Origin of the sequence: Mucilaginibacter sp. (assembly GCF_028288185.1) — a bacterium.
Classification (GTDB): domain Bacteria; phylum Bacteroidota; class Bacteroidia; order Sphingobacteriales; family Sphingobacteriaceae; genus Mucilaginibacter.
This window is the reverse complement of sequence record NZ_JAQBOF010000003.1, coordinates 1-12,046: the sequence shown is the minus strand read 5'-3', so window position 1 is coordinate 12,046 and position 12,046 is coordinate 1. Positions and strand designations below refer to the sequence as shown.

14 protein-coding genes are annotated in these 12,046 nt (G+C 41.9%); 6 read left to right on the top strand and 8 right to left on the bottom strand.

Annotation, left to right across the window (positions count from 1 at the left end):
• The first annotated feature begins 14 nt into the window (after positions 1 to 14).
• The 3 genes from rpsG to rpsJ all read left to right on the top strand — a co-directional run bounded on the left by rpsG (position 15) and on the right by rpsJ (position 3,112).
• A complete protein-coding gene (rpsG, locus tag JWQ34_RS00995; protein WP_230545277.1) occupies positions 15 to 482 on the top strand; it encodes a 30S ribosomal protein S7 in 468 nt (155 codons plus the stop codon).
• 97 nt (positions 483 to 579) lie between these two features.
• On the top strand, positions 580 to 2,691 hold the full coding sequence (gene fusA, locus JWQ34_RS00990; RefSeq protein WP_299352594.1) for an elongation factor G: 2,112 nt from the start codon (positions 580 to 582) through the stop codon (positions 2,689 to 2,691).
• Positions 2,692 to 2,806: 115 nt separating this feature from the next.
• Positions 2,807 to 3,112 (top strand): 30S ribosomal protein S10, encoded by a 306-nt coding sequence (rpsJ, locus tag JWQ34_RS00985; protein WP_022830652.1) that lies wholly within the window; start codon positions 2,807 to 2,809, stop codon positions 3,110 to 3,112.
• A gap of 277 nt (positions 3,113 to 3,389) precedes the next feature.
• Here rpsJ and JWQ34_RS00980 read toward each other — a convergent pair whose 3' ends face one another.
• The 4 genes from JWQ34_RS00980 to JWQ34_RS00965 all read right to left on the bottom strand — a co-directional run bounded on the left by JWQ34_RS00980 (position 3,390) and on the right by JWQ34_RS00965 (position 5,898).
• On the bottom strand, positions 3,390 to 3,761 hold the full coding sequence (locus tag JWQ34_RS00980) for a hypothetical protein (RefSeq protein ID WP_299352591.1): 372 nt from the start codon (positions 3,759 to 3,761) through the stop codon (positions 3,390 to 3,392).
• Between the two features lie 81 nt (positions 3,762 to 3,842).
• Positions 3,843 to 4,550 carry a DUF92 domain-containing protein gene (locus tag JWQ34_RS00975; protein ID WP_299352588.1) on the bottom strand — a complete coding sequence of 236 codons (708 nt, stop codon included), beginning with the start codon at positions 4,548 to 4,550 and terminating at the stop codon, positions 3,843 to 3,845.
• Positions 4,551 to 4,553: 3 nt separating this feature from the next.
• Positions 4,554 to 4,988, bottom strand: a complete 435-nt coding sequence (locus JWQ34_RS00970; protein ID WP_299352584.1) for a hypothetical protein — start codon at positions 4,986 to 4,988, stop codon at positions 4,554 to 4,556.
• Between the two features lie 82 nt (positions 4,989 to 5,070).
• Positions 5,071 to 5,898, bottom strand: a complete 828-nt coding sequence (locus JWQ34_RS00965; RefSeq protein WP_299352582.1) for a hypothetical protein — start codon at positions 5,896 to 5,898, stop codon at positions 5,071 to 5,073.
• A gap of 132 nt (positions 5,899 to 6,030) precedes the next feature.
• Between JWQ34_RS00965 and JWQ34_RS00960 the strand changes: the two genes are divergently transcribed.
• The gene (locus JWQ34_RS00960; protein WP_299352579.1) at positions 6,031 to 7,290 is read left to right on the top strand and encodes a prephenate dehydrogenase; all 1,260 of its coding nucleotides are present in this window, start codon (positions 6,031 to 6,033) and stop codon (positions 7,288 to 7,290) included.
• A gap of 44 nt (positions 7,291 to 7,334) precedes the next feature.
• On the opposite strand, the gene JWQ34_RS00955 is transcribed toward JWQ34_RS00960, so the two are convergent.
• The 4 genes from JWQ34_RS00955 to JWQ34_RS00940 all read right to left on the bottom strand — a co-directional run bounded on the left by JWQ34_RS00955 (position 7,335) and on the right by JWQ34_RS00940 (position 10,890).
• Positions 7,335 to 7,724: a hotdog domain-containing protein gene (locus JWQ34_RS00955; RefSeq protein WP_299352576.1), complete on the bottom strand. Its 390-nt coding sequence runs from the start codon at positions 7,722 to 7,724 to the stop codon at positions 7,335 to 7,337.
• Between the two features lie 95 nt (positions 7,725 to 7,819).
• Positions 7,820 to 9,367, bottom strand: coding sequence for a rhomboid family intramembrane serine protease (locus tag JWQ34_RS00950; protein ID WP_299352573.1), 1,548 nt, complete (start codon positions 9,365 to 9,367; stop codon positions 7,820 to 7,822).
• Between the two features lie 102 nt (positions 9,368 to 9,469).
• Positions 9,470 to 10,609 (bottom strand): DUF4419 domain-containing protein, encoded by a 1,140-nt coding sequence (locus JWQ34_RS00945; RefSeq protein WP_299352570.1) that lies wholly within the window; start codon positions 10,607 to 10,609, stop codon positions 9,470 to 9,472.
• Positions 10,558 to 10,890 carry a hypothetical protein gene (locus tag JWQ34_RS00940; RefSeq protein WP_299352567.1) on the bottom strand — a complete coding sequence of 111 codons (333 nt, stop codon included), beginning with the start codon at positions 10,888 to 10,890 and terminating at the stop codon, positions 10,558 to 10,560. Before JWQ34_RS00940 ends, JWQ34_RS00945 begins: the two co-directional genes overlap by 52 nt.
• A 260-nt stretch (positions 10,891 to 11,150) precedes the next feature.
• On the opposite strand from JWQ34_RS00940, the gene rplC reads away from it, so the two are divergent.
• Positions 11,151 to 11,768: a 50S ribosomal protein L3 gene (rplC, locus tag JWQ34_RS00935; protein ID WP_299352564.1), complete on the top strand. Its 618-nt coding sequence runs from the start codon at positions 11,151 to 11,153 to the stop codon at positions 11,766 to 11,768.
• A gap of 1 nt (position 11,769) precedes the next feature.
• Positions 11,770 to 12,046: 50S ribosomal protein L4 (gene rplD / locus JWQ34_RS00930; RefSeq protein ID WP_299352561.1), on the top strand; the 277-nt coding region annotated here is incomplete at its 3' end.

The following is a 12,046-nucleotide window of genomic DNA, read 5'->3' as shown; positions in this document are numbered from 1 at the left end:
GGAGGATAGTAATAATGAGAAAATCAAAACCGAAAAAAAGAATCCTTCTTCCTGATCCAAAATTCAATGATATTTTGGTAACCAGGTTTGTAAATAACATGATGTTTGATGGTAAAAAATCTACCGCTTACACTATATTTTATAACGCAGTTGATATTGTTGAAAAGAAAACCAGCGAAAGCGGTTTAGAAACCTGGAAAAAGGCTTTAAACAATGTTATGCCTGCAGTTGAAGTTAAAAGCCGTCGTGTTGGTGGTGCTAACTTCCAGGTTCCTACCGAAGTTCGTCCAGAGCGTAAAATAGCTTTAGGCATGAAATGGTTAATTAGCTATGCCCGCCGTCGTGGAGAAAAAACCATGATGGAGAAATTAGCCGGCGAGATCATATCAGCAGCTAAAGGTGAAGGTGCAGCAGTGAAAAAGAAAGAAGATACGCATAAAATGGCCGAGGCTAACAAAGCGTTCTCTCACTTTAGATTTTAATTAGTGAATTATTGAATGAGTGAATGAGTGAATAGGTGAGTTTTTAATTAAACATTCACTCATTCACTCACTCGCTCATTCACTAAATATAAAACAGATGTCAAGAGATCTAAGATATACAAGAAATATAGGTATTGCCGCTCACATTGATGCCGGTAAAACTACTACTACCGAGCGTATTCTTTACTATAGCGGCGTTAGCCACAAAATAGGCGAGGTACATGAGGGTGCAGCTACAATGGACTGGATGGCGCAGGAGCAGGAACGTGGTATTACCATTACCAGCGCTGCAACAACTGTAGATTGGAAATACAGGAATCAAACTTACCACATAAACATTATTGATACACCCGGGCACGTGGATTTTACCGTAGAGGTAAATCGCTCATTACGTGTTTTAGATGGTTTGGTTTTCCTTTTTAGTGCTGTTGATGGTGTTGAGCCACAATCAGAAACTAACTGGAGACTGGCTAACAACTACAATGTTGCCCGTATAGGCTTCGTAAACAAAATGGACCGTAGCGGTGCCGACTTTTTAAATGTTGTAAAACAAGTAAAAAGCATGTTAGGCAGTAACGCTGTTCCATTGCAATTGCCAATAGGTGCCGAAGAGCATTTTAAAGGTGTTGTTGATTTGATTAACTGGAAAGGTATTGTTTGGAATGAGCATGATAAAGGTATGACCTTTACTGAGGTGCCTATCCCAGAGGATATGATCGAAGAAGCTACAGAGTGGAGAGAGAAGTTGTTAGAATCAGTAGCTGATTATGATGAGAGCCTGATGGAGAAATTTTTTGATGCTCCAGAAACTATTACAGAACGTGAAGTATTAGACGCTTTACGTAAAGCTGTTTTAGATGCTAAGATCGTTCCTATGGTTTGCGGTTCGTCTTTCAAAAACAAAGGTGTACAAACCATGCTTGATTATGTGATGGAATTATTGCCTTCACCAATGGACGTGGAAGGTATTATTGGTCATCACCCTGATACAGGTGAAGAGATTTTACGTAAACCATCAGAAAAAGAACCGTTTGCAGCTTTAGCATTTAAAATCGCAACCGATCCTTTCGTAGGTCGTTTATGCTTTATCCGTGTTTACTCTGGTAACTTAGAGGCAGGTTCGTATGTGCATAACATGCGTTCTGACAATAAAGAGCGTATCTCCCGGATCTTCCAGATGCACGCTAACAAACAAAACCCTATACCTAACGTAGGTGCGGGTGATATTGCCGCGGTAGTAGGCTTTAAAGATATTAAAACAGGTGATACCCTTTGTGATGAGAAACACCCGATCATATTAGAATCGATGAACTTCCCTGAGCCGGTTATCGGTTTAGCTATCGAGCCTAAAACTCAGGCTGACGTAGATAAATTAGGTATCGCTTTAGGTAAATTGTCTGAGGAAGATCCTACGTTCCACGTAAAATCTGACGAAGAGACCGGCCAAACTGTAATTTCAGGTATGGGCGAGCTTCACTTAGATATCATCATGGACCGCTTAAAACGTGAGTTTAAAGTAGAGGTTAACCAGGGTGCGCCACAGGTAGCTTACAAAGAGTCTATTACAGGTACTATACAACACCGCGAAACTTACAAGAAACAAACCGGTGGTCGTGGTAAATTTGCGGATATCCAAGTTATATTGTCACCAAATGACGAAGGTCAGGAAGGCTTACAGTTTGTGAACGAAATTAGCGGTGGTTCAATCCCTCGTGAGTTTATTCCATCTGTAGAGAAAGGCTTTAAAGCTTCTATGGATAACGGTGTATTAGCCGGCTACCCATTAACCAGCTTAAAAGTACGTTTAATTGATGGTTCATTCCACGCTGTCGATTCGGACGCGCTATCTTTCGAGTTAGCTGCTAAGATGGCTTACCGCGAGGCATTGCCAAAATGTAAACCGGTATTGTTAGAGCCGATCATGAAGATCGAGATCTTAACCCCTGAAGAAAACATGGGTGATGTTATCGGTGACATGAACCGTCGTCGTGGCCAGCTTTTGGGCATGGACTCACGTGCAGGTGCACAGGTAATTAAAGCTACTGTACCACTATCAGAAATGTTTGGTTATGTAACCCAGTTACGTACCATCACATCTGGCCGTGCTACTTCAACCATGGAGTTTGATCACTATGCTGAAGCGCCACGTAACGTACAGGAAGAAGTAGTTGCTAAAGCAAAAGGCAAAAAAGCTGCTGCAAATGCATAAATAGAGATTAGTTTATTGGTAATTAGAGATTAGTTGCCAATCAACTTTTTAAATAAATAAACAACAGATTGCCCTAACAAATAGCTCTTAGGGATTAATCACAAACAAAAACAAAATGAGCCAAAGAATCAGAATCAAATTAAAATCTTACGATTACAACCTGGTTGACAAATCAGCAGAGAAGATCGTAAAAACAGTAAAGCCGACAGGCGCTGTAGTTAGCGGACCACTTCCGTTACCAACCGAAAAGAAAATTTTCACTGTTTTGCGTTCACCACACGTAAACAAGAAAGCACGCGAGCAATTCCAATTATGTTCTTACAAACGTTTATTGGATATCTACAGCTCAAACTCAAAAACTGTAGATGCGCTAATGAAGCTTGAATTGCCAAGCGGTGTTGAAGTTGAGATCAAAGTATAACTGTACCGGAAGATCCAAAAATATAAAAAGCCATTCGATTAATATCGGGTGGCTTTTTTGTTTTCACCTATTTGTAAAACTATCGCTTCTTGGCCTTTACACGCTTGGCTTGCCCCGCTCTTGGGCGCGGAGCCCCATTACTTTTTCCTTGATGAAAAAGCAACAAAAAATCAAGTCATACGGGATGCTTCTTGCCGCACAGGCCTTATGCGCTACAAATCAGATAAAACCTAAGGCCCGGTCCTTTTGCCGCCTGTTGTCGCACAAGGCCATTGCTTCAGGCAAAATTACCAATGCCTTTGCAGCCGCACGGCCCACCTTGTTTTACCTGATTTCGCCCGAAGCTGCCCGTCTGACGGTTTTTAGCAATGAAACAAGATTTACTTCCAATTTGAGCATTACATCCAATCTTTATTATTAGCATGATGTTGGTATTGTGCAAAGTGTCAGCAAAAAGCTTCGGGTGAGGGCAGGTAAAACTGGTAGCCAAGAGCGTTGGGAAGGGCATAGCAATTTTTTGCTGAGCGTGGGGCAGGAGGGTGCGAAGCGGCGCAAAAATTTTGCAGCCCGTGGTTTTACCTGGACTGACGGGCAAAGGCCTTGAGCGCAAAGAAGCCTCTTTGCTGACTTGATTTTTGCTTCTTTTCATCAAGGAAAAGAACAAAGCCAACCCGCGGCGATTGAGCGGGCCGATGTTTAAATTGTGGATACAGATGGCAACGTGAACCAGTTAGCTCACCAACAACCAACAAACCCCCGCCCCTGTAGCCGTATTCAAAAAATTAACCACATTATTCCCGATCACCCCTTTACGCTCTAAAGCAGCACCCAAAACAGAATCGAACAGGTTGCCGGTAAAACCTGCCAGTGTTATCCAGCAGAAGCCAATTCCCCAACCAAACCCTATGCTGTATACGGTGGCGATGAGCATCGTGCCGATCAGCCCTATCAGCGTACCTTCCACACTTACAACACCATCCGGACCGGGTTCTTCTTTTTTTAAAGTAAGTATATTATAAAACCTGCGCCCGTAAACCATACCAAGTTCGGATGATAACGTGTCGGCAGTAGCTGCTGCGAAGCTGCCTGCTATCATCAATGTTATAATTGAAGTATGCCCCGGCAGGCACCATCCAACTGCACCCAGTATAGCCGCAATACCGCCATTGGCTAATACTTGCCCTGCAGTGCGACGACCTTTGTTTTCTTCGGCTGCAGCTATTGCTGTTTTTTTAGCTGCTTGCCATTTGGTTGCCCATGAAGCGCTGATGAAAAATACAGCCAGGATGATAAGCCCGGTTAACCCCCCGCCCTTGTACATTAATAAACCAACTATAGCACCAGTTACAACGCCGGCAAAGGTGAGTTTTTTGGTGGTGTAACTTAGAATAGCACCTGATAGTAAAATAAAAAGGATGATAATATCGGCAGTTGACATAGCTTATTCTTCAGGATTTAAAAAATCCTGCCACACGCCCTCTAACTCATCCACCAACTCCGGCTTAATAGAGATACCCGATGCCTGCGGTGTCCAGTTCTGCGCGATCAGGTTGCTGGTTTTTAAAATATCAAGGGTGAGTATCTGTTCCTTATCAGGATTAAGCAAAACATCCAATGCCACCGTAATGCGATAATAATGCTTGCCATTACGAAAAGCCGGGTATGCTTCGGACGCTACAGTCCCCGATGCGAATATCCCCTTTGGCTCAACCCCTACACGGACAATATACGCCCTGTCGCCGGGCCGAATGCTTTTATGGCTGATCACGCTCCAGTTATCTTCGAGCTTACCCGTATCGGCTAACTTCTTAATATCGTCATCCAGATCTGCCCATTCAAACTTTAGCGGGTTCCATCCAAACAGGTAAGATTTCATGCCCCTAACCCCCTAAAGGGGGAACTATTTATGGATTTTAATATGGTCATAGCGATTTTTACTCCCCCTTTAGGGGGCTGATCTACCCGCGTCCGGTTAATTCATCTACTTTATTGCGCTCGGTTTGCAGCTCGCGGGCCAGTTTCTTTTCCTTCTCGTTGGCTTTGGCTTTAAAGGCTTTAAATTCTTCTTCCAACTCGTTATACAAAGTAGTACGATACACGGCTTCGTTACGTGCACTACCCGAGCGTGCGATAACCACCGCTGCAATTATGCCCAGTACGATTACCAACCCCCACATTAATAAATTGTAAGTAGTTTTTGATAGGACTATACCAAACAGGCTGATAGAATCAGTTTGCGCAAGCGCTTGATCTTTAGTAGTTATATCATTTTGTAGTCCACTAATGGTTGTTGTTTGAGCGGAAAACTTAGCCTGACTGTCCTTTATCTGGTTACGGGTGCTTTTAAGCGTATCCATAAAATTCTTCCACAAGGCGTCAACAAACGGCTTTTGAGAATTATATATTTTGGTTAACAGGTACTGGTATTGGCCATTAAGGCTTTTGTCAACATGTGGTGTCGGTGCAATGGTGGTATCCTTTTTAACATCAGGTGGGGTAGTGGCAATAGTTGTTGTAGATACTTTAATAGGAGACGTGGCGGCTTTTTTTATACTGTCGGCAATATGTTGGGCCCTATATGTTTTGGCGTACGAGCCGTAACCGTACCGGGAATAAGGTCTGCCGGTTTTAGGGTTAATGGGTCTAACGCCGGGTTTGGCAACAACTGGCTTTACAACTGTTTTTTTAACAATGGCCTTTTTTATACTATCCTGCGCTTTAACGGTAGTTATACAAATAGTAAGTGTTAGTAACAGCGATAGCTTCAACATGAAATTAGTCTTCATAATTGTAAAATTAGACAATGATATATTAAAAAAACAGTAAAAAATTGCATTTTTTGCGTTTTTAGGCAATAATTGGCGCAATGAATGTAAACCTTAATACGCATTTTTGCTACACATAGTTATATTAGCAGAATGAATATTGGAATTATCGGCTTAGGCGATATGGGGCGTTTATACGCCAAAGCTTTTTCAAAAGCCGGGTATACAGTTAGCGGCTGCGACCTGCCTGCTAACAAACAACAGCTACAAGAAGACCTGGCACCTTACCATATAAAAGTATTGGATAGTGGTAAAGAAGTATCGCAAATCAGCGACTTGATAATTTATTCTGTTGAAGCCGAAAAAATAGCGAAAGTAGTTGCCGAAAACGCGGAGTTTACCAAACCCGGCGCTATTGTAGCCGGGCAAACGTCTGTAAAAACACCCGAAATAGAAGCCTTTGAAAAATACCTGCCGGAAAGCGCGCAGATCATTACTTTTCATGGAATGCACGGTCCGGGGTTTGAGCCAAAGGGACAAACACTGATATTGATACCACACCGTGCTGATACCGAAGCTCGCCAACGCATGTTGGACCTGTTTACGGCCATAGGATCAGAGATTGTAGAGATGGAAGACTACCACGAGCATGACAAAATTGTAGCCGACACACAAGCCGTAACACATGTAGGTTTCGAAAGCATGGGCACTGCCTGGAAAGCCGCCGGTTTTTTCCCGTGGGAAAATGCATCTTATATAGGTGGTATTGATAATGTGAAGATATTAACAACTCTGCGGATATTTAGCTATAAAGCGCATGTATATGCAGGATTGGCCATATTAAATCCGTATGCCCGCCAGCAGGTGCGGCAATATGCAGTGTCCGAATCAGAATTGTTTAAGCTGATGATACAGGAAGAGGAAGCAGCATTCCGCCAGCGGTTATACCGCGCGCGCGATTTTGTATTTCACAAAAGCCGTAAACCTATTATGCTAAGTGATAAGGTGATGAAAGAGTTTTCACTATCGCAAAACCATGAATTGCAAAAACCAAATTCGCATTTAAGTATATTAAGTATGGTTGATGCCTGGTACCATTTAGGCGTTAACCCCTATGATAACCTGATCTGCCAGACACCGCCTTTCCGCCTGCGATTAGGCATTGCCGAGTATCTGTTTAAAAACGAAGAGTTATTAGAAGAATCTATCCAGGCCGCGCTTTACGATAAAACAATTCGTGGAGATGATCTGGAGTTTCACTCGGCGGTGCGCGAGTGGTCGTCCATCATTGGTTATGGCGATATGGAAGGTTATAAAAAACATTTTAATGATGTACAGGCATTCTTTAAAGGCCGACTGGAAGAAGGCAACAAGCAAAGCGCTGAGTTGATCAGAAGATTGATGACTGAATAATTTGATTTCGGATTTGGGAAGTTCGATTTCGGAATTAATAACTTTTATTCCCTCAGTCTTTCATCCGTATAAGTTATCTCCGTACGGCCATGCTTAACCGGTTTACCGTTTTCATCGACACTTACAAATACTATCTTATCAATAGTAAGGATGGTTTTTTGGGTGATTTTGTTGCGTACCTCACACGTTAGGGTAATAGAGGTGTGACCAAAGCTAATGGCCTTAATGCCCAACTCAATAATATCACCCTGACTGGCCGAGTTTATAAAGTTAATTTCGGACATGTATTTGGTAACGCACCCGTTGGTGCCTAGCTGTATAATTGTATATATAGCAGCCTCTTCATCTATCCAGGCCAGTAGCCTGCCGCCAAATAAAGTGCCGTGCGCATTCAGGTCTTCGGGTTTTACCCATTTGCGTGTGTAGAAATTCATTTACCTTTAGATTGATGTACTGCAAAGGTACAACAGAAATTTTATCATAACTGTAGTGCAGTGTTTCGAAACACCTCGCTACACCTTACTGCACTTTATTCATCGTCATTTTGGTCATGGTCAATTTTACCCCATTCGGCGCGCAGGTCGTTTATTGTTTGGGTGGTGCTATTTATCTCGCCGCGGTATTTTTTCGGGTCATTATCTCTAAACTCCTCATATAATAGGGTATATAACTTACACTCCTGTTTTATCAGCTTTGATTTTACAACGGCTATTTGTTTTTGCTTTTTGGGCAGGGTAAGGTTATCCAGTTTTAACGCGATGCGGCTAAGCGTATTTACATCAGGCAAAACAGTATTATTAAACACGGCCATCCGTTCATCCCGGTTCATGCCATAGCTGCCATAAAATTGCCGGCTAACTTCGGCTGATAGGTTTTCTGTTTGCTCGGTAAGACGATTTAGATCATTAAGTTGATAAACCGGCGCCAGCCAAATACATAAGCCGGTATATATAATAGTAATAGCCAACGCGCCTGATGTGGTGATATTTTGTTTTTGATATTTTAACCCCAGGTAAGCTATCCACCCAAATATATAGCCAGATACCAAACCGCCAAAATGCGCGGCATGGTCAATCTGCCGGCCAATGGGTATAATATTATACGCTACAAAAATGGCCGTACTTATTAATAACGCTTTACGTGCGTTACTCTCATAAAATTTAGTGCTTAACAAGGCAAGCAATACACCAAACAGCCCAAATATAGCGCCGGATGCACCGCCCGATACACCATGATCGCGCCATATTACGGATGTTATGCTGGCACATATACCGGTTAGTAAATAAAGGAAAAGATAATTCCATTTACCCAGCTTGCTTTCTAATAACGAGCCTATGTATATTAACACAACCATATTGAGGGCAATGTGTAATAACGAGAAATGTAAAAAGGTATTAGTTATTAATCGCCAAACCTGGCCGTGAAGTACCTGTGTGCGGTTGCTAAAACCAAGCGACAGGTAAATATCCTGCATACTATGTACCCAATGCTGGAAAGGGTTGCCGTGATGTTGGGCGGCTTGTATAAATAATACTATTACCATGGCCACCATAATAACGTGCGTAATAATATATAGGGCGATATTGGCCAGTACCAGTATAGGCGTAATAAAATAATCTTGCTTCGGCGTAAATGCTGATAAAAAGCTGCGCAACTTCTCCTTATAACCCATCGGCGGATTATCAAGGCTGATAAATTGGTTATCCGGGATGCTGTCTATTAATTCCTGCGTAGTTTCCTGCAGGTTATCTTTTAGGTGATACTCAACATATTCTATTTCGCCGTTGATGAGCAGGTCTAGGTTCTTTTGGTTTTTGCCGTAGTCGGTAAAAAAGAACTGGTAGCCTACGCACTCGCTTTTTATAATGGCCTGGTTATTAACTATACGTACAGACACTTCTTCGGCATAGCTCTCCCAGGATATAGGGGTATAGCCAATAATGCCATCCCTGTCGAAATAGCCAATGCGCCAGCCCAGGTTATTAAAGGCTTGATATAATAAGGTTAAGTAATGGTCGGCATTATATTCGCCAAGTGATATTACGGTAACTTTTCTAGGTGATATGCCCCAGGCCATAGGTTTTAGTTTAGGGTAGTAAATATAGGGGATAGGTTTTAATAAGCAAGTGTAGGCGTATATATACCCCCGCATACACTTGTCACTTACTTAAGTACCAAATTACTGAGCTATGGTTTTACGGTTTATTACCAGCTCCGTATCAGGGAATAATTTCTTTATCCTTTTTATACCCTCATCGGTAATAACACCTGTTAACGTAAGTTTGAGTATATGTACTTTGGCTAGTTCATTGGGTATATTTATAGTATTTACAAAATCAATAGTTAATAAATTTATCGGGCCAATATTAAACAATGCTTCAGGGACGACATTGCAACGTATTTGTATCCCGCCATAGTTTGTGCCCGAGGCACTTTTACGAAAGTCTGCCATGTTCTTATCTTCAACAGCTGTATCTTTTTTGCGAATCATCCATCCAATCTCCGGTCTTAGGTTAAAGGTTTTATCATTTTGTGTTAAACCTACAAAGCCTGCCCAAAGCTCAAGTGGCGTACTTACAGTATTACCGGTACCATCAGCATATATATATTGTAAATTAACCTTAACAATTTCATCGGGTAAATCTACCCCCGAGCTTAATGCTTCAAGATTCATACGGCGACCGGATTTATCGTAAGGAAAAAATTTTACTATCCATCCGTCAATTATGGTTGACGCACCATATCTTTTTATAGAGTGGTATTTAAACATGGTTTGCCAAAACTCTTTATTCTTTTTTCCTTTTGATGCTTTTACAATTTCCTTTAAAAGGGGTTCCATTTTATCAACCCACCAATCCAGTTGGTATTTACGCAATGCCTCTGTTTTGTCTAACACTCTTTGCCAGTCGGCCGGGGTGCCTTCAAGTGTAACCTGCGGTATGCCACAACCTACCATTATTACCACAAAGTCGAAATATGATTTCATGGCAGCCAGCGCAGTAATTTGCGATGCTATTTTAGTAGTCGGTGTGGTGGTGCTAAAATCTGCGGTTAGTGCGTCTGTAAGCTCTTTACCTGTATAGCGGCTTATCTGGTTATTAAATTCGGGGAAGATCTCTTGCCAGGGGCTGTTGGGGTTATCAAGGCTGATGCGATTGTTCTGAACCACCAAGGTAGTTTTACCGCTAAAATTAACAAACAAATGGCGCAGGCTTTCACTGTTATTAGTAACATGGTTTGCAAAACCCTGGCAAATAAGCAGCCACATCATATCGGGCGATAGTGTAAACGGCCTATGGCTTGCGTAAGCATTATACATACCCGTAATGGGTGGTAGCCGTAGCTAACCAGGCTATCAGCAATGTTGCTTTTGGCTACTATGTTGAATTGAGGGTCGTGCTTGGCTTGGAGTTCAGGCGTTCGAAAACCATATGCATGATGATCCATGCGGATAAGATTTTTTAAGATATCGTGGTAGCTCCAAACCGGCAAGCGATTATCAGGCCTTTCAAGCTTTTCAACATCAATAACAATTAGTTTTTGCGCATTACTTACCAGGCTGCAGCATAATAATAGGGTAACGATATAGGCAGGTTTCATGGTTATAATTTAGGTTGGGTTAAAACTAGCTAATTTATTTATGAATGTTTCAAGTCAATTCCCTTAAAAATCAATGAATTCCTATTAAATAACTACCCTTTTTATCACTTACTAGAATTAACAAAATATTTATAAAAAAATATCTTGCTAAGTATTTGACAATTAAAGTAAAGTTGCTATCTTTGCCGTCCCTTAACGGGGGAATAATATGCCTTGAACGAAGCCCTACTGCTTCGATGGGCACAAATAACATAAAGAAAATGTCAGGATTAATTGGTAAAAAAGTAGGAATGACCAGCATATTCGACGACTCAGGGAAAAACATCCCTTGCACAGTTATCGAAGCTGGCCCTTGCGTAGTAACACAAGTAAGGTCTGTTGATACAGACGGATATGCAGCTGTACAGCTTGCATATGGCGACAAAAAGGAGAAGAACACTTCTGGTCCGTTAAAAGGCCATTTCCTAAAAGCCGGTACTGCCCCAAAACGTAAACTTGTTGAATTTAAATCTTTCGAAGACGAAAAAGCTCTTGGTGATACTGTCACTGTAGATATTTTCTCCGAAGGAGATTTTGTTGATGTAGTTGGCACGTCAAAAGGTAAAGGTTTCCAGGGTGTGGTTAAACGTCATGGTTTTGGTGGTGTGGGTATGCAAACTCACGGTCAGCATAACCGTTTACGTGCGCCAGGTTCATTAGGAGCTTCATCATGGCCTTCGCGCGTATTTAAAGGCATGCGCATGGCTGGTCAGATGGGTAACGAACGTGTTAAAGTTCAAAACTTACAGGTTGTGAAAATATTTTCAGAGCAAAACCTGTTGGTTGTTAAAGGTTCAATTCCCGGATCAAAGGGTTCATTCGTAATAGTGGATAAATAAGATGGAAGTTAACGTATTAAATGTATCAGGTAAAGAAACAGGTGCCAAGGTGCAGCTTTCTGATTCCATATTCGGTATTGAGCCAAATGATCACGCTATCTATCTTGATGTTAAGCAGTTTTTAGCTAATCAGCGTCAGGGTACACACAAATCAAAACAGCGTAACGAAATTGCAGGTTCAACCCGCAAATTATATAAGCAAAAAGGTACCGGTGGTGCCCGTGCAGGTAGTGTTAAATCACCATTGTTTAATGGTGGTGGCCGTGTATTCGGTCCGC